Annotated in this window: 13 protein-coding genes; 8 read left to right on the forward strand and 5 right to left on the reverse strand. The window is 71.2% G+C overall.

The features are described 5' to 3' along the window. Positions 1–116: 116 nt before the first annotated feature. Positions 117–473 carry a hypothetical protein gene (locus tag B073_RS46400; protein WP_158690137.1) on the forward strand — a complete coding sequence of 119 codons (357 nt, stop codon included), beginning with the start codon at positions 117–119 and terminating at the stop codon, positions 471–473. A 160-nt stretch (positions 474–633) separates the two neighbouring features. On the opposite strand, the gene B073_RS0116045 is transcribed toward B073_RS46400, so the two are convergent. From B073_RS0116045 to B073_RS0116055, 3 genes are all read right to left on the reverse strand, one after another. Next, positions 634–1176: a hypothetical protein gene (locus B073_RS0116045; protein ID WP_234025100.1), complete on the reverse strand. Its 543-nt coding sequence runs from the start codon at positions 1174–1176 to the stop codon at positions 634–636. A 187-nt stretch (positions 1177–1363) separates the two neighbouring features. Continuing rightward, positions 1364–3412, reverse strand: coding sequence for a PIG-L family deacetylase (locus B073_RS0116050; protein ID WP_018539107.1), 2049 nt, complete (start codon positions 3410–3412; stop codon positions 1364–1366). A 17-nt stretch (positions 3413–3429) separates the two neighbouring features. Then, positions 3430–5103 carry a stealth family protein gene (locus tag B073_RS0116055; protein WP_051094023.1) on the reverse strand — a complete coding sequence of 558 codons (1674 nt, stop codon included), beginning with the start codon at positions 5101–5103 and terminating at the stop codon, positions 3430–3432. Positions 5104–5552: 449 nt separating this feature from the next. Here B073_RS0116055 and B073_RS0116060 point away from each other — a divergent pair, with 449 nt between their 5' ends. Then, positions 5553–6548 (forward strand): hypothetical protein, encoded by a 996-nt coding sequence (locus B073_RS0116060; protein ID WP_018539109.1) that lies wholly within the window; start codon positions 5553–5555, stop codon positions 6546–6548. Further along, complete coding sequence (locus B073_RS0116065; protein ID WP_018539110.1) at positions 6548–9379, forward strand: stealth conserved region 3 domain-containing protein; 2832 nt, start codon at positions 6548–6550, stop codon at positions 9377–9379. Before B073_RS0116060 ends, B073_RS0116065 begins: the two co-directional genes overlap by 1 nt. Positions 9380–9526: 147 nt before the next feature. Here B073_RS0116065 and B073_RS0116070 read toward each other — a convergent pair whose 3' ends face one another. Both B073_RS0116070 and B073_RS0116075 read right to left on the reverse strand, forming a co-directional pair. After that, positions 9527–10699, reverse strand: a complete 1173-nt coding sequence (locus B073_RS0116070) for an acyltransferase family protein (RefSeq protein ID WP_018539111.1) — start codon at positions 10697–10699, stop codon at positions 9527–9529. A 574-nt stretch (positions 10700–11273) separates the two neighbouring features. Next, positions 11274–12557 carry a hypothetical protein gene (locus tag B073_RS0116075; protein WP_018539112.1) on the reverse strand — a complete coding sequence of 428 codons (1284 nt, stop codon included), beginning with the start codon at positions 12555–12557 and terminating at the stop codon, positions 11274–11276. Positions 12558–13039: 482 nt separating this feature from the next. On the opposite strand from B073_RS0116075, the gene B073_RS40095 reads away from it, so the two are divergent. The 5 genes from B073_RS40095 to B073_RS44045 all read left to right on the forward strand — a co-directional run bounded on the left by B073_RS40095 (position 13040) and on the right by B073_RS44045 (position 21505). Beyond that, complete coding sequence (locus tag B073_RS40095; RefSeq protein WP_018539113.1) at positions 13040–15055, forward strand: PIG-L family deacetylase; 2016 nt, start codon at positions 13040–13042, stop codon at positions 15053–15055. Positions 15056–15519: 464 nt separating this feature from the next. Continuing rightward, positions 15520–16524 (forward strand): hypothetical protein, encoded by a 1005-nt coding sequence (locus B073_RS0116085; RefSeq protein ID WP_018539114.1) that lies wholly within the window; start codon positions 15520–15522, stop codon positions 16522–16524. After that, positions 16521–19382: a stealth conserved region 3 domain-containing protein gene (locus tag B073_RS0116090; RefSeq protein ID WP_018539115.1), complete on the forward strand. Its 2862-nt coding sequence runs from the start codon at positions 16521–16523 to the stop codon at positions 19380–19382. The genes B073_RS0116085 and B073_RS0116090 overlap by 4 nt, the downstream gene beginning before the upstream one ends. A gap of 66 nt (positions 19383–19448) precedes the next feature. Further along, on the forward strand, positions 19449–20498 hold the full coding sequence (locus B073_RS0116095; RefSeq protein WP_018539116.1) for an LCP family protein: 1050 nt from the start codon (positions 19449–19451) through the stop codon (positions 20496–20498). Between the two features lie 63 nt (positions 20499–20561). Continuing rightward, a protein-coding gene (locus B073_RS44045) for an IS5 family transposase (protein ID WP_234025101.1) occupies positions 20562–21505 on the forward strand; the annotation gives its coding sequence in 2 pieces (ribosomal slippage) (positions 20562–20945 and positions 20948–21505; 942 coding nt in all). The last annotated feature ends 2 nt before the right edge of the window (positions 21506–21507 follow it).

Consider the following 21507-nt stretch of genomic DNA (forward strand, 5'->3'; position numbering starts at 1 on the left):
AAGCCGTGCCCCCACACGGCCCACCACGAGGGCCCACTCAGCCGACGCCCGCCACGCTTCCGCCCTCTCCCCCTCGCCGCACCGCACACGCCCCGTCCCGCGGCCCACAGGACACCGTGAACACCCCGCCCCCTGCCTCGGCCCCGGCACCCCCGGACGGCTGGACGGTCACCCCACCCTCCCGGTGCCCCGCACCGAAGGTGTCGTCCCGCCACCCCAGCAGCGCCGACGCCAACACCACGATCAACACCAGCACCACAAAGACCAGCAACGGCCGCACCCGCTGCACCAGCCGACGCACCCGCCCGTCCCGCCACCCGAGCCCACGGGACACCCCCCGCATCCCGCCCGTGGACGGCGTCCCCCTGCGCGGTCCCGACGCCGACCCCGACCCTGCCCCCGCCCCCGTCCCGGGCCGGCGGTGCCACCCCAACGCCCGCCCGATCCGCCGCTTCCAATACACCAGCCGGTAGTAGTGCTTCAGCACCTCGGCGCCCCCTCATGTCACTGCCCGGGAAGCCACGAGACTACTGCCACCCACCAACCCCGGCCCCCTCCCCGTACACCAAAGGCCCCGCCCCGGCCCCCTGAGCAGGCGGGGGCGGGGCGGGGCCCAGGCGGCATCCCGCCGCGTCAGGCCAGACCGGCCAGCCCCTTGACCGGAAGCTGCTTCGTCGAAGGCAGCCCCTTCGTGGGCAGGGCGCCGCCCAGCGTGTCCCCGGACGCCGCGTCCGTCAGCGCCTTCCCCGGCAGCGCGTCGGTCAGGCCCTGACCCTTCCCCTTCCCGTGCCCGGACAGCCCCTCCGTCGGCAGCCCACCGAGCAGTCCGCCCTCGGCGGTGCCCGCCTGCGACGCCGCACCGAGCAGCTCCCCGGTGGTTCCGGCGGCCGTCCCCGCCGTCTCCGCCGCCTTCGGCGTCACCGTCGCCGCGGCCCCGCCGACCGCGTTGCTCGCCGCCGGCACCACCTCGTCGACGACCGCGCCCTGGGCCCCGCCCGCGACGTGCGTCACCTGCTGCACGGCCCCGTCCGCCGCGCTCCCCAGGCTGCCGGAGTCCACGTTGGACAGCCCGCCCAGGTCCGGGGTCTTCGGTACGTCGGCGGCGTGGGCTCCGGCAGCCGACCCCAGCGTCATCGCGGCCGCGGCCATACCCACTGCCGTCAGAACTCGTCGCATCAAGGCTCCTCAAGGAATGGAGATCTGCTTGTGTGATGAGAACGATGAGCTGCGCACCCGGACACGCCCACCACCCCCCGGCCCGGCGCACAGAGCGCACAGGGGGCGGACGAAACGGCCGGGCACGCCGGGGCAATGAGCGCGCCCGAATCTCCGGCGTCCGGCCTTCCTCCCACAGGCTTCCCGGTCAGCGGCGGTTTCGGGGCACCCGTGCGGTCATCAGCGTCGCGTTCGGCGCCAGACGGGCGAGGACGGGACGGCCGGCGGAATCGGTGGCCAGGGTGGCGGCACCGACCACCGCACCGCCGATGGTCCGCCATCGTGGGGCGGCCCCGGCGCCAAGAGTGGCCAGGCTGGTGGTCCCGTCGTTGTTGCGGGCGGCCAGGAGCACGCCGTCGTCGGTGGGGTGCAAGGCGAGGACCCCGTATCCGCGGGCGACCAGACCGACGCGTTCGCCGTGCCAGGCCCCGCCGCCGGCCGGAAGGCGGTGGACGAGCGGGCGGGCGGACCTGGCCTCACGGAACGCGAGGAGGAGCGAGCCGTCGGGCAGGGCCAGCGCGGTGGGCGGATCAGCCGGGCTCGGCAGGCCGGTGCGGCGGAGGAAGAACTGCCCCCCGGGGTACTCCTGTTGCCAGTGGTGGACGGTGTTGTGCCCCGACCCGAAGACATGGACGCATCCCTTGCCGTCGGTGACGACCGCAAGCCCCTCCTGCACCTCCGCGGCGGGCAGGTCCGTCCAGTCGCCCCAGGTACCGTCGCCGTGCAGTCGACGGGCGGAGACGGACTTGGCCCAATTGCGGGCGAAGAGCCACGTCGTCCCGTCGGCGCCCCGGGTCACGACGGGACCGCCGACCCGACGGCCGTGGTCGGGCGTCCCGTCGGGGGTACCGAGCGAGGTCCAGGCGCGGAACGGACCGCCCGGAACGGGCTGTTCGGTCATGACGATCTCGCGGCGGTTGTCCGGCGCCTTGGGCCCCAGGGCCGCGATGCGCTGGGCGAACAGCTGCCAGCGGCCGTCTTCGGTGAGGGTGGCGGACAGTCCCGGCAACAGCCCGTCGCCGCCCAGCGGTTCCGGCGACGTCCAGGTGCCGCTGCCCCGCCCGGTCTCCTGCCATCTGACGGCCTGCCCGGCGAGAACGGCGAACGCGGTCAGCCGCCCGTCGGCTGCCTGCCGTACCTGGGGGGCGGCGGTGGGATGGCGCAGGCTGGTGCGCTGCAGCCAGCCGGTGCGGTAGGAGCGGTTCCGGCCGACGTCGTAGTCTCCGCAGCCGGCGGGGAAGTCGCAGGAATCCGGGGCGCCGCCATAGGCGTTGAGCGCCGCTGCCTTGTCGCGGACGAGCTGTGCGGGAAGGTTGTCGGGCCAGCGCTCGTTGTAGTAGCCGCGGTATGCCATGACGGCGTGGAGGCGACCGTCGCCGGGGCCCTTGTAGCGCGCGAGGGCCGCGTAGGTGAAGAGCGCGGCAGCCGTGTGGTCCGGGTGGTCGGAGTAGCCGGCCTGGTCGTGGTGGCGCCGGTGCCGTGCGTCGTGCACCTGCATGTCCGGGTCGGGATCCAGGGTCCGCACCAGCGTGGGCCGGTACCGGTCGAGGAGCTGGACCAGCACGTCGATCAGTCCGGACCGGGTGACTTTCTGGGAGAGGCGCACGGGAGAACCCGTGCTGACCAGAGTGCTGGTGACCATGGTGGGGTCCGCCCACAGGTCGGGCAGGCCGCGTTTGCGGCCGGGCCCGGTGCCGGAGTGCTGGTGCACGCCCAGGAAGATCAGCTGGATGCCGGGGTGGCCGGCCAGGGTGTTCACTTCGACGAGCGTGCCGTCGGGCAGGGCCAGTGCCTGCATCCCCCAGCCCGCGTGCGGATCGCCGGTCGCCATGAGCGCGTATGCCTGGCGCAGCCCCTGACGGCGGGCGCCCGCGTACGCGGCGAGGTTGGGCGCGGGCCGCGGCCGGCCCGGCACCTTGTTGACGCCGCCGGTCTCGCCGCAGTTCAGATAGACGCTGACGAGCTGGTCGTTGGCCCCGATGGTCTGCCGGACCTCGGGGTTCATGAAGTACAGGTCGTCGTCCGGGTGGGCGAGTATCTGCATGACCCGGCTGCCGTTCCGGCCGTCCTCCGCGGCGGCCACCGCGCCGCGTCTGGCGGACGGCGGGGAGACCGTCCGCGTGGCGCCGGTGCACCCCGCCGCGGTGAGGGCGACGAGGCCGGCGACGAGGGCGCGGCGGGTGGGCTGTGGTCGCACAGGAGCTCTCTCGCGGGTCAGCGGGGTAGTTCGTAGCGGCTGGGCACCGGGAAGTACGACTCCAGGAACGGGCGCAGCAATGCGGCGCTCCGCTCGAAGTCGTCCTCCGTGGAGAGGGTGTCGTTGAGGCAGAACACCCCCTTGTCGCGCTTGAGGAGGAGCCGGTCGAGCCGGTTGGCCGTGTTGGGGTGGGAGACGTCGAGGTAGACGTACTCCACGTCGCCGGGGAGTGCCCGCCGGGTGTGGAAGGCGTAGTAGTGGTGGAGGGACGAGGGAATGGAGAGGTCCGTACCACTGCGGAACCGCTGGGCGGCCGTCAGGCGGTGCTGCTCGCCGAACTCCTGCTCGATCTCCGCCAGGACGCTCCGGCTCAGCGCGTGCGGGACGTGACGCATCTTGCGTACGGGGGTCGTGCCGAAGCGTTCCCGTATCAGCGCGCGGTTGTTCTTTCCCGCGATGGAGACCGGTACGTCCTCCGGCGAGGGCGGCCCGAGCGGGACGAGGGCGGGCGAGGGGAAGAACTTGGTCAGCCCGTTGGCGAGGAAGAAGTCCCTGGGGGTCAGCTCGGCACCGAGGAAGACGTCGTCGTTGAAGTAGAGGAAGTGTTCCGACAGGCCGTCGATGCGGTGGAGTTGGCTTTCGATGGCGTGCGAGTTGAAGGTGGGCAGGTGCGTGGGGTCGCCGAAGATCTCGCGGTGGCTGACGACCTTGATGCCGGGCTGGGAGGTGTCCAGCCAGGACGGGGTCTGGTCGTCGGTGACGAGGTAGATGTTGCGCACCCACGGTGCGTACATCGCCAACGACCGCAGCGAATACCGCAGTTCTTCGTGGTCGGCGTAGCGTGCGGCGTTGGCCGCCTCCTCGTGGTACGCCGTGCCGGCGAACTCGGCCCGGCGGCGCTGCCACATGGGGTCGGCGCCGTCGACCCAGGTGTAGACGACGTCGATGGGGAAGGTGACGTCCTGGGGCACGGCCACGGTGAACTCCTCACGGGTGCGCACCCGCACCGGTGAGGCGTCACGCGTCCCGTGGGGGGCGGTGAAGTCGGCCATGGGGACCCGGAGGTAGGGGGCCTGGGCGGGTACGGACTCCGTGATGGAATTGCGTCGCGGAGCGATCAGCCGGTCGCCTTCGCGCTTCCAGAACTCGACGTCGCAGCCGTGCTCCGGGCCCAGGACGAGGCGCCGGGTCGGATCGGTGCGGTACGAGAACAGGCGCAGCGACGTGGCCTTGACGTAGCGCCGCCAACCGGCGATCCGATAGGCGGGGACGACCCGCCCGCCGTCCTCACCCTGCGGGCCGAAGTACGCAGGACGCGTCCGGCAGAGCTCCGCGAGGGCACGCAGCGCGCGTCCCCGATCCTCGACGGAGACGGCCACCGTGGTCCCGCCGGTCTCGGCGCGGACGCAGAAGTGGTCGACGTCGGCGGCTTCCAGGGCCGCGGTGACCGCGCCGAGGTTGGCGCGTCGGGCCGTCTCGGGCGAGAGTCGCTCCTCGACGCAGGCGATCCGCGGTCGGCCGTCCACGGTCAGCACGACACCTTGTGCGGCCTCGACCAGGACACGCTGCTGCGCGGCGAGGCCGGCGCGGCCCACCCGCTGGACGCTGCGGCCGACCGCCGCGGCACTGACCAACCGCTTGACGTTGCGCCGCATTTCGGGGGAGTACCGGCCGGCCACCGCCCGCCGCATCCGCTTGGGCACGACCTTGCGGTAGACGGCGACGACGGGCGATGCCTCGGTGTTGACCCCGCCGTCGCCTCCGGGGACCACCCCGGCCGCGCGCGACGTGTGCCGGCGTCCGACTCCTGCTGCGCTCTGCTCCGCGGGCCGCGCGCTCTCGATCTGCTTCATTCCCTCTTGAGTCCCCCGGTCTTGAGCCCCCCGGCCACAAAGACCGTTTTGCGCCAGAAAAAGTAACTTTACCAGTACACTACCTTTAGCACGAAACGTAAATAAACATTAAGGTGATCTTGCACCACCGGCACCGAAGAGGGCGAATCGGGCGAGAGGGATGCATGGGTTGTGAGTGATGGAAATCACTTGATGGCGGTGAATCGGGGCATTTTTTTGCCGCCGCCATGCACATGCTTGACACTGAGCGCCGGCCACCGGGCCAAGAGGAGAGATGACGAAGCGCCATGAGTGAAGCCCTGCTGTCCCATGCAGTGGCGGCGGCCAAGCGTGCCCGCCGTACCGCGGGCCGCATCCGCCGCCGCGTGGAGCAGATCAACACCGTTCCGGCGCTCGGCGCCCGCACCCGCCCCCGGCCCGCCGTCCGCCCGGTCCACCTCTCGGTCCTCGCCGGCCGCACCCTCAACCTCGCGGTGCCCTGGCCCGGGAGTGCCGCGGACCTGACGGAGGCCCGCCTCGTACTGGAGCGCCGGGGCCGCCGGCACAGCGTCGTCCTGGAACGGGAGCCGCAGCCGGACGGCCGGCTCCTGCTCACCGCCACGGCGCCGGTGCGGCACGCACGGCACGACGACCCCGCGGTCCCCGGCCTCCGACTCGACGACGGCATCTGGCGGTTGACCATCGCGGCGCTCGACGCCGGCGGGCAGAGGATCCGCTACGCGATCGCCGCGCCGGACGTACCGGCCGCGGACGGCCCCACCCTCCCCAGCCCGCCCAGCGCGACCAGCGGTGCCACCTTCCGGCCCGTACGGTCCGTCGACGGCCACGCCATGCTCAAGGTGACCGGACCGCGTGAGCACGCCGAGCTGGTCCGCTTCGACCTGCGCTGGGACCGGATCACCGTGCACGGCCGCCTGCTCGCCGCCGGCCCGCCGCCCGGCGAGTACGCGGTGGAGGCGGTGCGCCGCGGCTCGGGAACGGTCGTTGCCGTCGACCCCACCTGGGACGGCGACCGCTTCGCCTTCGACGTCCCGCTCGTCGCCATGACGTGCGACGTCCGGACGCAGCGCATGTGGGACTTCCAGTTGCGCCGCGGGCGGACCCGCATCAAGATCGCGCGTCGGCTGACCGATGTACGCCGCCCGAAGAAGGTCTTCCGCACCCCGTTCCGGACGATCGCCACGGAGGACGGCGCGTTGCTGCGCGTGCACGCCCACCTCTCCGCGGCCGGCACCTTCGCGGTCAGCTGTGCTCCCTTCACCACCACCGAGGAAACCGCCTGATGAAGATCACGTTCCTGCTCACCTGGGGCGACGAGATGGGTGGCACCGAGATGGCCGCCTACACCCAGGCGGCACATCTGGCCCCGCGTCACGAAGTGGAGGTCTTGAGCGTCCTCAAGACCCGGGAGGAGCCGTTCTTCACCGCCGGGCGCGCGATTCCCCGCCGGTACCTCGTCGACCGCACCGGCCCGTACGGCCGTCCGGTGCGCGACAGCGGCCTGGACGAGCAGGCGTGCCGCACGCTCACCTCCCTTCCCAGCGAGTTGATCAAGCCCGCCTGGGAGGCCACCTTCGACCGGCTCACCGACATCGAGATGACCGCCGCGCTGGGCGCGTTGGACACCGATGTGCTGGTCACCACCACGCCCGCGTTGATGGCCGCCGCGGCCGAACTGGTGCCCTCCCGCGTCGTCACCGTCCACCAGGAGCACCGCGCCTCCCAGTTGCGCGGCGTCAGCGGTGAGCCGCTGCTGGTGTACGCACCTCGGATCGATGCGCTGGTGTCCCTGACCGAGCGCACCAACGACTGGTTCGCCGACTCGCTCGGCGCCACCGCCCCCGAGTTGGCGGTCGTCCCCAACGCCGTCCCCAGCGGCTTCCGGCCGCGTTCCGACCTGGACGGCAGGACCATCGTGCTGGCCGCCCGCATGACGCCGGAGAAGCAACTCGACCATGCCATCGAGGCGTTCGCCACCCTGGCCGACCAGTACCCCGACTGGTCGATGCGGATCTTCGGCGACGGACCGCAGGAAGTACGTCTGCGGCGCATCATCGACGGCCTGGCCCTGCACGACCGCGTCCAGCTCCTGGGCCGTTCGCCCGATATGGAACAGGAGTGGGCCAAGGCCGGTCTGGCGCTGCTGCCCTCCCGCAACGAAGCGTTTCCGCTCGTGCTGCTGGAGGTCTTCGCCGCCGGTGTGCCGGTCATCGCCTACGACATCGTCACCGGCCCGGCCGAGATCGTCCGGCACGGAGTCGACGGCCTGCTCGTCCCGGCCGGCGACAAGGATTCCCTCGCCGTCGCCATGGACAAGCTGATGGGCGACGACGAGACCCGGCGGGCGTACGGCAAGGCCGCCCGCGAGGGCGTCCACGAGCGCTTCGGGGCCGAGAAGATCACCGCGCGCTGGGAGGAGCTCTTCACGCGCCTGGTGACCCGTCGCGACGATCCCCGGCGGCTGGCCGACCGCGCCGACCGCACGGCCCGCCGCATCGCGGCCGGCGGCAGCCGCAGCTTCAACGTGGCCGCGCCCATCAGCGTGCTCTCCGGGTCCGCCGACGAGCAGAAGGCGCGCGAGGTGCTGCTCCAGGCCCAGGACCGCACCGGCACCCTCGTGCGCTCCGCCGGCCGGCTGGCGGAGGTGCGCGACGACGTCCTCGCACCGCGCATGGCCGAGTGGAACCTGGAGATCGCCACCGCCGCACTGGCCGCGCACGGCATCCCCTACGTCCTGCTGCGCGACGGCGGGACCTCCTACCGCGTCGCCGTCGAGGTCGAGCGCCGCGCGCAGGTCCTCGAGGCCCTCGCCGCCGAGCTCCACGGCAAGCCCGTCTATGCGGAACTGATCACCCCGCGCGGGGCCGCGCCCGGCGCCGTACTCGCCGAACGGCTGCGCGAGGCCGGAGATGTGGCGGGCCTGCGGGTCTTCAAGCCGCTGACCACCGAGAGCCGCACCCTGCGCTACGGGCCCGCCTTCGGCTGCACCGTGGAGTTCTGGACCGAGAACGCCGAGGACGAGGAGCTGCCCGGCTGGCGCAGCACGCCCCGCGGCTCCACCCTGCTCGGCCCGCGGCTCCCGTCGCTGGAAGCGGATGCGACCCTCCGCGTCGGTGAGCGCGACCACCCGACCGTCGCCGCCTTCACCGACGATCTCATGTGGGACATCGCCTTCCCCATCGACGTCGTCTACACCTGGGTCGACGACACCGATCCGGCGTGGCGCGAGCGCCGCGACGCCGCCAAGCGCGCCGCGGGACTCGCCGACGGCGGTGCGGACAGCGGCGATGTGCGCTTCCGCAACCGCGACGAACTGCGCTACTCGCTACGGTCGTTGGCGATGTACGCACCGTGGGTGCGCAACATCTACCTCGTCACCGACGACCAGACCCCGTCCTGGCTGGACACCTCCCGGCCCGGCATCAAGGTCGTCAGCCACCGCGAGATCTTCGACGACCCCACACTGCTGCCCACCTTCAACTCGCACGCCATCGAAAGCCAACTCCACCGCATCGACGGCCTGTCGGAACACTTCCTCTACTTCAACGACGACGTCTTCCTCGGGCGTCCGCTCACCCCGCGCTCGTTCTTCGCGAGCAACGGCACGGCACACTTCTTCCGCTCGCCGACCGCGGTCCCGCCCAGTCGGCTCTCCGAGGACGACGAGGGGTACTTCGCCGCGGCGAAGAACAATCGCAGCCTGCTCCAGCGGGAGTACGGCCGTACCGCCACGCATGGGTTCCTGCACGCCCCGCACCCGCTGCGGCGCAGCGTCATGGCGGAGATCGCCGAGAAGTTCCCGGAGGAGATCGCGACCACCGCGGCCAGTCGGTTCCGTGCGACCACAGATCTGTCGGTGGCGTCCTCCCTGCACCACCACTACGGCTACCTGACGGGTCGCTCCACCCCGGCGTCCCTCTCGTGCTCGTTCGTCAACGCCGGCGACTACACCCACCACACCAGGCTCAGCCGCATGCTGGCCACCCGTAGCCACAGCGTGTTCTGCATAGGCGAGTCGGCGGACGCCGAGGTGCCCGCCGACGAGCAGGACCGCGTGCTGCGCGCCTTCCTCGGCGCGTACTTCCCGGTGCGCTCGCCGTTCGAGCGCGGCTGATCGCAGGCCGTCCGTCCCGGGGCCCTCAACGGAGTGCCCGGCCTGTTCGGGGTCCCGGGACGGATCAGTCGGCAGGTACGCCGAGGGGCAACCGGCGCTCCGCGGCGGCAGGCGTTGCCGCCGGACGATGCGCCAGGCCGGCGGCCGTCAGGCCGGATCCCGTGCCCGCGCGGGCGACAGCGCCCGGTCGTCCTGGGGCGCGGTGGGCGCGGGCGGTGCGGTGACAGGTCGGGCATGGCGGCGGCGCGGTGTGACGTTTCGGCGGACGTCGTCGATGCCGCGCCGCATCGTGGTGCGGAGCCACTTCCCCAGGGGCCGTTCGACGAGGCGGTGGATGAGCCAGGCGGCCACCAACATCAGTGCGGTCACCGCAGCCACCAGAACCGGCGCCGGAATCCGGTTCCGGTAGTGATGGATGAGCGTCATGCCGATGTTCATGTGGATGACGTAGAGCGGGTACGTGAGCGCCCCCGCCGTGGTGAGCCACTTCCACTGGATGCGGTCGAAGACGCCCAGCGCAATGGCGCCGACGACGGCGAAGGCAGCGATGATCAGCAAACGGGCCGGCCAGGTGGGCAGAACCTCCGCTGCGGCCTTGCCGAGGTTGGTTGCCAGACGGTAGTCGATATACCGCTGGGCGAGCAGGAGCTGCAGGATCACGATCGCCCACAGGATCGCGTTGGGCCGATAGCGGCGCATCAGGTAAAAGGCGATGCCCGTTATGAAGAAAGGCGCGTACTGCGGCATCGCGAAAGCCGTGAGCAGCGGCGTCCCCATGACCGGGGCGAGAGCGGCCGCGGCGGTCCATACCCCGCACAGGACCAGGCAGTTGCGGTAGGTGACGCCGAACAGCATCACCACGACCATGATCAGGTAGAACTTCAGCTCAACGAAGAGCGTCCAGTACACCGGATCCACATGAGGTGTGTTGTTACCGCTCTGGAGCATGGTCAGATTGGTGATCACCGTGTCCCAGCCGTGCAGGGAGGTGACCTCCGGCCACATCTTCACCACCACGGCGGTGAGCAGGATGCCGACCCAGTAGGCCGGAAACAACCGGGTCAGGCGGGAGACGGCGAATTCGCCCACCGTGCGGCCCCACACGCTCATGCAAATGACGAAGCCGCTGATCAGGAAGAAGACCTCCACACCCAACCACCCGTACTGGGCCACCTTATGGGCGGTCGGAAAGATCGTGTCCGTCTTGTGACCCCATGGTCGTGCCAGGGCGACGTAATGGTAGAAAACCACCATCAACGCGGCGAGCAACCGCAGCCCGTCCAGTACGGCAAGCCGGTTCCCCGTGCGGCGTTCGGCCATTGTGTAACCCCCGTAGCGCCCTGGTCAGTGGCGCCCCATGGTCGAAGAAACTCACCGCTTGCAGCGAACCGGCGAGCAAGCTGTCCACTTTTCATGCTTCCACAGACCAGCGGACGGCCGACCCCTGCGCCATGTGGGGATAACCACAACGTCGAGCTGGAACGGATACCGGCGTGCCGGCTTCCGGCCCGCACTTTCCCTGGACTCGGCCGAATCCGCAGCCACCTGCACAGCCAGGCGGACCGCCCAACTCCAGGCGGAAGGCCGTCCGTTCGCGCCACCGGAGCGCACTGGACATCCTCGACCGCGGCCATGCCACTGAATTCGTCGACGGCAAGCATTTCGTCGCCCCACGATGAGCGTGCCGGATATCTCCTGATCCACCCCAAATAATCATTCTCTTCGACCGGGGTCATTCTCTGTTGCCGGAATTGAGGCCCACGTCCCGCATCGGCATTTTTGAGAACTGAAGGGGAATCGCGATCACCGTCGAATCCTCTTCGTTCGGCCCCCCTTCGGGCTTTTCTGGGCTGACCGAACCCCGGCCGAACCCCGGCCGTTCCCTACGTGTCCCTCAGTCGGTGCCCCTGGCCCCGCGAGTGCGGCGGACGGCGAAGACCGCTCCGGTGCCCAGCAGCAGGGCGGCGCCGCCCGCGAGGGCGAGCTGCGGTACGACGGACGGCGTCCCGGTCGCGGCGAGGCTGCCCTCGGCGGTGCCGGTGCCGGCGACCGGCTCGGCCGAGGCGTTGCCCTGCGCCGAAGGGTTCGGCTCGGCCTTCGGCTTCGGGCGGTCCTTGTCCTCGACCTTGCCGGGCTCGGCGTCGTCGGTCTTGCCGGGCTTGCTGCCGGCGGGCAGCACCTCGAAGTCGTAGCGCTTCATCGGGCCGAGCAGGCACGGGTTGTACCGGTCGGAGGCGTCGCCCGCGAGGAGGGCGAATGCCGTGTCGGCCGGCGCCTTGGCCCCGATCGTCATCCGCATCTTCACGGCGGTGCGGGCGCCGGGCTCGAGGGCCTTGACGGCGGCGATGTGGGCGGGGCCGTTGACGCTGTCCAGTTCCTGCCAGCCTGAGCCGTTGGACCACTGCACCTTCATGAAGTGCTGGTCCTCCTGCTTGGTGCGCAGGGTGAAGAAGACCAGCGGGTCCACGTCCAGCGTGCGTGCGGTGCCGTTGGCCACGATGAACGAGAAGTCGACCGTGGTACCGGCGACCACCTTCGAGGGCAGGCCGTTCGCCAGAACGGTCAGGCCCGGCACCCGCACGCACTCCTTGGCGGCGGCGAGCCTCTCGTCGGCGACCTCCTTCGCCGCACCGGCCTTGTCCAGGGCGACGGAGAAGGTGTTGTACTCCCGTGACGCCGCAACGCGGGCGTCGCCCCAGGCGTCCCGGGCGTCTTCCAACCTGGTGTCCGCGTCCGCCTTGGCGGCCTCGGCATTCTTGGCCCGGGCCTCGGCCACCGCGAGCGCCTTGCCGGCTTCGGCCTTCCCGGCCTCGTCCGTGGCAGCGTCCAGCTCGGCTCTGGCGTCCGTGACGGCCCGGTCGGCGGCAGCCTTGGCGGCATCGGCCGCCTCGGCCGCCTTCTCCGCAGCGAGCCGCGCCGCCTTGAGCGGGTGGGTGTCCTGGTCCAGGGCGGCCATGGTGGCCTTCAACTTCTCCAGTCCGGCCGTCTTGGCCGCGGCCGCTTCGTCGTACGCCTTCTTCGTGTCCTCGGCGTTCTTCTGCAGCTCCGCATAGGTCGGCTTGTGCTGCGTCTGCGCCGAGGACTTGCCGTCGGCGAAGGCTGAGCCCGTCGCGAGCAGGACGGTGGGCACGGTCACTGCGGCGACGACGGCGGACGCGAGGGTGCGGCGAAGAGTCACGGGAGCCTTTTCCTGGTCAGAGAGAAGGAAGCCCGCAGCGCGACGCGATGCCGATGCGTGCGGGAAGCCTTGATCGTATGACCGAAATCAGCGGGAAAGGTGAGGAATCTTTGCCTTGCGCAAGCGGCCTTTCCGCCTCCCCGGACCGGCAAAACGGTGCAATCACTGATAGTTGCTCTCGTTGCCACAGATTTCTCTGTGATCTATCCAACTCGCCCCTCGAACAGCATCCGTCGCGCCGTCAAGAGCCTCTCGCCACCCTCGCGCAACTACCGCCGGAGCGCCGGGATCGGGCCGTCACGGAGAGTCGGACGGCCAGCAGGGAGCCCCGCCCGGAAACCCATATATCCGAATTCACCTTTGGGTGGCGTTCTGTATGATTTGCGATTCGACAGCAACCGCTCGACTGCCGGGCGCGGCCGGCGCCCGTGCGCCCTTCGCGCCGCAGGCGGTCAGGCTCGTACGTCCAGGACTCCTCCGCCATGTCTTCGCACCCGCCCGCACACCCCGACCACCGGCCCACGCTGCGGGCGGCGCATCTGAGCATCCTCGCGCACCCCGACGACGACCTGTACTTCATGAATCCGGAGGTCTTGCAGGCGATCCGTTCCGGGGCGCCCACGACCAGCGTCTACCTCACCAACGGCGAGTCCGACGGCCGCAATCCGCGTCCATGGGAGCCGCGCGACCAGGTGCCGGCCGACCGCGAGGCGTACGCCAAGGCGCGGCAGAACGGCCTGATGGGGGCGTACGCCGCGATGGCGCTCGCCGACCGCGGCGCGCGGTGGACGCGCACCGCGGTGCGCGGGCCGCACGACACGGTGCTGGAGGTGTGCCGGCTGGAGCGCGCCCCGCACCTCACGCTGGTCTTCCTCAACCTCCGCCAGTACGCGCCCGAGGACCCCCAGGTGCGGCTGCGCACGCTGTGGACGGGACAAGCCGCCTCCCTGCGCACCATCGTGCCGGCGGGCAGCGCGGCCGAGGCGGCGTGCGCCTACGGCCGGGATGCGCTCATCGACGTGCTGGCCGGGCTGCTGGAGCACTTCCGGCCCACGGCCGTGCGCATCATGGACCCCGACCCCGACCACCAGGAGCACAACGCGCAGTTCCCGCAACGGCACGACTACGGGGACCACTCCGACCACCAGGACCACACCTACACCGCACTGTTCTCGCTGGCGGCAATCGAGCGCCACCGCTCCTCGGGGGCGGCCCGGCCCTTCACCGTCACCTCCTACCGCGGCTACTACAACGAGCGCTGGCCGCACAACCTCGGTGTGTACGCGAGTTCGTGCAAGGAGCACTACCTCAACATCTACGGGGCCGCCGACGGCTACGACTGCGGAGACCCGGCAGGCAGTGGTGACTACTCGGTCGGGTTCGGCGCGAGGGGCACCGGGTGGGTGCAGAGCACCACGCACCGCTACGCCGGGGGCACCGACTGGCTCCGGCGCGACGGCAGCGGGCGGCTGTCGGCCTTCGGGGTGCTGGGCGGCGAGGCCGTGGTGTGGCAGGAGACGGAGCCGGGCACCGGACGGTGGGGCGGCCCGTGGCGGCTGGGCGGCGGGCAGCTGGCGCCCCACCTGTCCGTGTGCACCACCCCGGACGGGCGACTGCACGTCTTCGGCCTGCGGTACGCGGCCCTGGGTACGCGGGCCGACGCGCACCGTCGCCGGCTCGTGCATCTGGCCCAGACCGAGCCCGGCGGCCCGTTCGGGCAGTGGCACGACCTGGGCAACCCGGCCGACTCCGCGGACCGCGTACGGCAGTTGGGGGCGCCGGTGGCCGCGGTGGACGGGCAGGGCCGACTGCACGTGTTCGTGCGCAACTGGGGCAAGGGCGTCAGCTCGCGGGTGCTGGAACCGGCGGGCGGCTGGGGCGAGTGGATCGACCTGCGCGGCTCGCAGCTCCAGGAGGGACTGAGCGCGGCGGTGAACCACGACGGGCGGATCGAACTCTTCGCGCCCGCCCGCGACCGGGTGGCCCATTGGGTCCAGGACGAGGACGGGCCGCTGCTGCGCCTGACGCCCCGCTTCCGGCTGTCCACGCCCGCGGGACCGACGACGAGCGCGGTACTGGCCAACGGGCGGGTGATCGCGATCTACCGCAAGCCGGAGCACGCGGGGACGCTCGTCGGGCGACAGGGCGACCCGGGCGGCGGCTGGCCGCACGGTCCGCAGAGCCGGGGCGGCCGCGGCGGCTACGGCCCGGTCGCGGCCACCGCCCTGGCGGCCGGCGGGTTGGAGGACTGCGCGCTGCTGGCCACCCGCAACGACTTCGGCGGGGTCAGCTGCGCGGTGCTCACCCCCGACGGGGCGAACTGGGCCGACCTCGACCTGGACGGCATCGCGGGCGGCCTGATCGGGGCGCCCTCGGTGAGCGTGGACTCCCTCGGGCGAGGCGTGGTCGGCGCGGTCGGTGCCGACGCCCATCTGCACGTCGCCCGACAGACCGCCCTGGCGGCACCGGTGTTCTCGCCCTGGCTGAGGGTCGACTGAGGCGGCGTTCGGAGCCGCCGGCGTCGGGGCTTGAGGCACGGGAGCGGCCGGTCATGGACCGCCCCTCCCTCGCGCTCTGGATTACCGCCTTCGGCCTGCCCCGCCCTTCCGGCTGCCCTACGGCGCACCCCTTTTCGCCCTTTTGATCATTTTCGCTCCTCTCGTAACCAATGCTGCGGTCACTCCGACTTGATGCACCTGATCCTCATTCGTTACCTCCGATGAGTCCGTTTTGGGCGCATTGAGAGCTAGAGGGCGATAAGGACCTTGTTAGGGTTCACGAGTTTGCACAGAACAGACGATTTCTTGACCTATGGATGACCCACTGACCGACAGCTGATCGCTCCTCCGCGGCCCGCTCCGTTCCCCCACGCCCCCGCCCTGCGCCGTCCCACCGCAGTGCGCCACGACGTTGCGGATTCCACCCCCACTGTCCCCCGCCCCCACACGACGAATACGGCCCATTGAGTTCCAAGTCCCGTGCCACGGCTGCCGTCAAGCACCTCAGGAAGCCGTCGGCGCTGCCACGCGCGGCCCGGCGAAGGCTGATCGCCGCGCTCGCCCCGGCGCGCGCCCGGCTGATCGCGAAGGTGTGCTATCCGGTGCGCTCCCGCTGGTCCGCCGCGGTGCGGTACGCAGCCGTACTCGACGGCCACACGCTCAGCCTGCACGCCGTGCTGCCAGCCGGTGTGCGCGAGGGCTTCGAGGGCCGCGCAGCCCAACTGACGGTGTCCCGGCGGGGGATGCGCCATCGCGTACCGGTGCGGGTCTACCGCGACGGCGACAGCCGCCTGGTGATGGACGCGACGGTGCTCCTGGGCGCTGACCTCGGTGGCCTGCCGGTGCGGGCGGGACGCTGGCGGCTCACGCTCGTACTGCGCGGGCCCAGCGGGCGCAAGCGCGTCCCCCTCGCGCTCGCCGTGCCGCCGACTCCGTACGGCGGACCCACCCGTCCCATGACGACCTGTCCGAGGACGGGCATGCGGCACCGCGCGGGCCGCACCTTCACAGGGCGCCTGCGGCTGGTGTGCGCGTCCCCCGCCGCGCAGGCCGAGGTCGCCCGCACCGAACTGCGCTACACCGGCGCGGACGTGGAGTTCCGGGTGCTGGGCAGCCGGCGGTCCCGCTGGGAAGTGGAGTTCGCCTCGGCCGGCCGGAGCCTGACGCGGCGCGCCGCCCACCTCGGGGACGGACTGTTGCACGTCAGCCTGCCCGTCGAGGAGATGTTCCCGCGGCGGCGCAAGGAGAACTGGACGCTCTACGCCCGACCAGTCAAGGGCGGACCGCGCATCGCGCTCGGCCGCCGCCTGCACGACGTTCGCAACCCGCTCCGGGTCTTCGCCATCCGTCACATCGTGATGGCGGTCGGCGAGGGCCGGATCATGCGCGTGCAGCCGCGCTACACGACCGCCGGCACGCTGCGCTTCACCTGCGAGCAGATGCCCGAGATGCACGAGGTACGACGGTGAAGATCACCTTTCTTCTGACATCGGCAGACACCATCGGCGGCACCGAACGAGCCATCCTCAACCAGGCGGGCGCGCTGGCCGGCCGGCACGACGTGCGGGTGCTGAGCGTCTTCAAGACCTCCGCCGAGCGGTTCTTCGACGCCGACCCGCGGGTGCGCATCGAGCACCTCATCGACACCAGTGGTGCCGTGCCGCGGCTGCTGCGGCCCTCACAGCTGTCCGCGGAGACCTGCGCCGCGCTGGCCGCCCAACCGAGCCAACTCGTCGACCACAGCTGGGACGCGTCCTTCAACCGGCTCACCGACGTCGAACTCCGGCACGCGCTGCGCCACACCGACACCGAGATCCTGGTCTCCACGACCCCGGCGCTGATGGCACTGGCCGTCGAGCTCGCACCACCCCACGTGGTCACCGTCCACCAGGAGCACCGCGTCTCCGAACTGCGCGGCAGCTCCGGCGAGCCGCTGCTGCGGTTCTCCTCCCAGCTGGACGCGCTGGTGCTGCTCACCCACCGCACCAAGGACTGGTTCGCCGAGGCGCTGGGCCAGTGGGCACCGCGGCTGGACGTCATCCCCAACGCGCTGCCCTCCGGCTACCGCCCCCAGTCCAGCCGCGAGTCCCGCACCGTCGTGCTGGCCGGCCGGCTCGTCGCCGAGAAGCAGATCGACCACGCGCTCCATGCCTGGGCCGTCGTCGCGCGGCAGCAGCCGCTCTGGACGTTGCGGATCTTCGGTGACGGCCCCTGCAGCGGGCTGCTGCGCCGCCAGATCGACCAGCTGGGGCTGCACGACTGCGTGCAGCTCAACGGCAACTCCCCCCATCTGGCCGAGGAGTGGGCCAAGGCCGGTATCGCCCTGCTGACCTCCCGCAACGAGGCGTATCCGCTGGTGCTCGGCGAGGCGCAGGCCGCCGCCGTGCCCGTGGTGTCCTACGACTGCCCCAACGGTCCGCGGGAGATCGTCGCCGACGGCGAGACCGGCCTGCTGGTGCCGCCGGGCGACATCGAGGGCCTGGCCGCCGCGCTGCTGCGGCTGATCGAGGACGCCCCGCTGCGGCACACGATGGGCCGGGCCGCCGCCGTCGCCGTGCGCCGGATCTCCGAACCGGCCGTCACCGAGCGCTGGGAGTCGCTCTTCCGCGAGCTGATGGCCGCGCGCCGTGGGCCGGGTGCCGCGGCCAAGACCGACCGGCAGGCGCTCCAGGCGGCCACGGCCGGGGCGAGCGGAATGCCGCAGAGCGCGCCGGTCACCCCCACCGGCGTCGCACCGCGCGAACAGCGCGCGTACCAGGACCGGGTGGCACGTCGCCACCCCGAACTCGTGGTCAGCGGCGGCCAGTTGGCCCAACTGACCGAGACCGCCACGCCCTTCGACGTCATGCAGGGCAACCTCGACCTGGTCGTGGGCGCCCTGGAGGCCGCGGAAATCCCGCATCTGCTCGTACGGGACAACGCGCTGCGCCACACAGTGGCCGTGCACTCCTCCCAGCGCGAGGCGGTCCTCACCGCGCTTGCCGCGTACCACCGCGAAGCCGCGGTCTATGTGGCCGCGCTCAACGCCCGGCAGGCCGTGCAGAGCACCGCGCTGGCGGGCCTGGCCGAGCGGGCCGTCGGCGCCCGGCACCCACTGGTACGCGTCTACCGGCCCGTCACCACACCCTCGCAGACACTGCGCTACGGAGCGGTCTACGGCTGCGACATCGCCTTCTGGGAGGACGACCCGGAGGACCCCGAGGTCTTCCGTTCCCCGACCCGTACCCGGATCGGGGACACCGTGCCGCGCGACGCACTGGTGCGGGCCCGGACCACGGTGACGGGCCGCAGCTACCACACCATCGAGCCCTACACCCGCACCCTGACCGATGACATCGGCTTCCCCGTCGACGCGGTCTACACGTGGGTGGACGGCAACGACCCCGCCTGGCTGGCGCGCAAGAACTCGGTTCTGACCGCGCGCGGGATGGCCCCGGCGGTGGCCGCCACGGACTCCGCACGTTTCCGCAACCGCGACGAGCTGCGCTACTCGCTGCGCTCCATCGACATGTTCGCGCCGTGGATCCGCACCATCTACATCGTGACGGACCGTCAGGTCCCACCGTGGCTCGACCTCACCCATCCGCGGGTGCGCATCGTGGACCACAGCGAGATCTTCGGCGAGGACGGCGCACTGCCGACGTTCAACTCGCATGCGATCGAGAGCCAGCTGCACCGCATCCCGGGCCTGTCGGAGCACTTCCTGTACTTCAACGACGACGTGTTCCTGGGCCGCGCGCTCCAGCCTCACCTCTTCTTCCACGGCAACGGGGTCGCCAAGCACTTCCTGTCGCCCACGCCCGTACCGATGACCCCGGTGTCCGCCGAGGACGATTTCAACATCAGCGCGGCCAAGAACAACCGCGTCCTGCTGGAGCAGGTCTTCGGGCGCACCCTCACCCACGCCTTCCTGCACACGCCGCACCCCCTGCGGCGCAGCGTCCTGGCGGACGTGGCGGCGTACTACCCCGAGGCGTGGGCACGGACCGCGGCGAACCAGCTGCGCAGCCACACCGACATCTCCGTCGCCTCCTCGCTGCACCACTACCTCGGCTACCACACCGGGCGCAGCGTGCCCGGCAGCATCAACTGCGGCTTCGTCAACGTCGGTCTGCGCGAGCACCACACCCGGCTCAACCGGCTGCTCATCAGCCGCCCGCATGACGTGTTCTGCCTGAACGACTTCCACGACGGGGACGTCCCGGCCGAGGAGCAGAGCGCCATCCTGGCGGCGTTCCTGCCCAGCTACTTCCCCATCGCCAGCCAATTCGAGCGGGGCAGCGCGCGCAACGCCCGCCTCGGCAGCACGTACGGTCGCGCCGCGTGACGGGCCGCCGCCCCCTCATGAGCGCGGGGCACCAGACACCGAGCACCCTCTAAGGACACCGACCGCATGACCAAGCACACCCGCCGCAAGCCCCGCACGCGCGGCGCGCGCATACGCCGGGCGCTCGCCTGGACCGCCCTGGCCCTCGTGGTCACCGCCGGCGGTCTGGGCTACTGGGCGTACACGCACCTGGACAACAACCTCAGCACCGTCGACATCAACCAAGCCCTGGGCAAGGACCGTCCCAAGGACGTGGACGACGGTGCGCGCAACATCCTGATCCTCGGATCGGACTCCCGCTCGGGCGCCAACAAGGGCCTGGCAGGCGGCGATACGGGCGGCACGGCCCGCTCGGACACCGCGATGGTGGTCCATGTCCCGCAGGGCCGGAAGAAGGCGACCGCGGTGAGCATCCCGCGCGACACCCTCGTCAGCCGTCCCGGGTGCACCACGGCGAGCGGCTCCGCCCTGCCGGCCGCGGACCGCGTGATGTTCAACTCGGTCTACACCAGCGGCGGTCCGGCCTGTGTGGTCAAGACGGTCGAGTCGATGTCCGGCGTGCGCATGGACCACTACGTCGAGCTGGACTTCGCGGGCTTCAAGGGACTGGTGGACGCCCTGGGCGGGGTACCCGTCACCATCGAGCGGCCGATCCACGACAAGGAGAGCGGTCTGGACCTGTCGGCCGGGACGCACCGGCTGGACGGCACCCGCGCGCTGGCGTTCGTCCGCACCCGGCACGGCATCGGGGACGGCAGCGATCTGGGCCGCATCGGCCTGCAGCAGAAGTTCATCCTGGCGCTGCTGTCCGAGATCAAGCGGCAGGACGTGCTCGGCAACCCCGCCAAGCTCTACACCATCGCCAACGCCGCGACCAAGGCACTCACCACCGACTCCGAGCTGGGCTCGCTCACCAAGCTCGCCGCCTTCGCCGGGTCCCTCAAGGGGCTGGACACCTCGAAGACGGAGACCGTGATGCTGCCGGTCGACTACGACACCGCCGACCCCAACCGCGTCGTCGCCGCCCAGCCCCAGGCACGCGACCTGTGGAACGCCCTGCGCGAGGACCGCCCCGTCCCCGCCGCCTCGAAGAGGTCTCCGGCGCACGGGGGTTAGGGCGCTTCTGACGGATCTTGGTGGATGGGGTGGATCTCGGCTGTTGTCGGGCAGCGGTCTCGTATGGTGCGGCGACACGAGCTCACGGATGCGCAGTGGCAGAGGATCGAGTCCTTGCTGCCGGCCAATGGCAGACCCGGCGGGCAGTGGGCGGATCACCGTAGGGTGATCAACGGGGTGCTGTTCAGGGCCCGGACCGGTGTGCCGTGGCCGGACCTGCCCGAGCGGTACGGTCCTTGGCAGACCGTCTACGAGCGCCATCGCCGCTGGTCGGCCGACGGCACCTGGAAGGCCATCCTCGAAGAGTTGCAGATCCAGGCGGATGCCGGTGATCCGGACGGCGCGCTGGCCCGGGAGGCTGAACGCAGCGAATGGGCGGTAAACATCGACTCCACCTCCTGCCGGGCACATCAGCATGCGGCCGGGGCCCGCCACCGGCCGCCGCGTGACTTCCCGCAAAAGGGGGCGGTGCGCGTGAGGAGGCTGATGGGCGCGAGGCGTTGGGACGCTCGCGGGGCGGGCTGACCAGCAAGATCCATCTGCTGTCCGACGACCGGGCCCGGCCGCTGACGTGGCAGACGTCTCCTGGACAGCGCGGTGACAGTCCCATGTTTGTCCCCGTGCTGTCCGGCTTACGCATCCGTCGACGCGGTCGGGGGCGGCCTCGGACTCGTCCTGACCGCGTGCGCGGTGACAAGGCGTACTCCTCCGAGGCGAACCGTGCCCATCTGCGGCGGCGCGGGGTCAAGGCCACTATCGCGCAGCCCGATGACCAGCGGGCCAGCCGTAAGCGTCGCGGGAGAGCCGGGGGCCGGCCACCGGCCTTCGACAGGAGGCAGTACCGCCGCCGCAGTGCTGTGGAGCGGTGCGTGAACAAGTGGAAGCAGTTCCGAGCAGTGGCCACCCGGTTCGACAAACGCGACTACATCTTCAATGGCACTCTGACCGTCGCAGCGATCGTCATCTGGCTCCGCGACACCGTCCAAGAGCCATCAGAAGCGCCCTAGGG

Origin of the sequence: Streptomyces sp. MspMP-M5 (assembly GCF_000373585.1) — a bacterium.
In the GTDB taxonomy this organism is placed as follows: Bacteria; Actinomycetota; Actinomycetes; order Streptomycetales; family Streptomycetaceae; genus Streptomyces.

What these genes read in the sequence shown, in the direction of transcription:
- B073_RS0116045 (WP_234025100.1), bottom strand. Translation starts at nt 1,176, where the DNA reads ATGCGACGAGTTCTGACGGCAGTGGGTATGGCCGCGGCCGCGATGACG.
- B073_RS0116055 (WP_051094023.1), bottom strand. Translation starts at nt 5,103, where the DNA reads ATGCGGCGGGCGGTGGCCGGCCGGTACTCCCCCGAAATGCGGCGCAAC.
- B073_RS0116060 (WP_018539109.1), top strand. Translation starts at nt 5,553, where the DNA reads ATGAGTGAAGCCCTGCTGTCCCATGCAGTGGCGGCGGCCAAGCGTGCC.
- B073_RS0116065 (WP_018539110.1), top strand. Translation starts at nt 6,548, where the DNA reads ATGAAGATCACGTTCCTGCTCACCTGGGGCGACGAGATGGGTGGCACC.
- B073_RS0116070 (WP_018539111.1), bottom strand. Translation starts at nt 10,699, where the DNA reads ATGGCCGAACGCCGCACGGGGAACCGGCTTGCCGTACTGGACGGGCTG.
- B073_RS40095 (WP_018539113.1), top strand. Translation starts at nt 13,040, where the DNA reads ATGTCTTCGCACCCGCCCGCACACCCCGACCACCGGCCCACGCTGCGG.
- B073_RS0116095 (WP_018539116.1), top strand. Translation starts at nt 19,449, where the DNA reads ATGACCAAGCACACCCGCCGCAAGCCCCGCACGCGCGGCGCGCGCATA.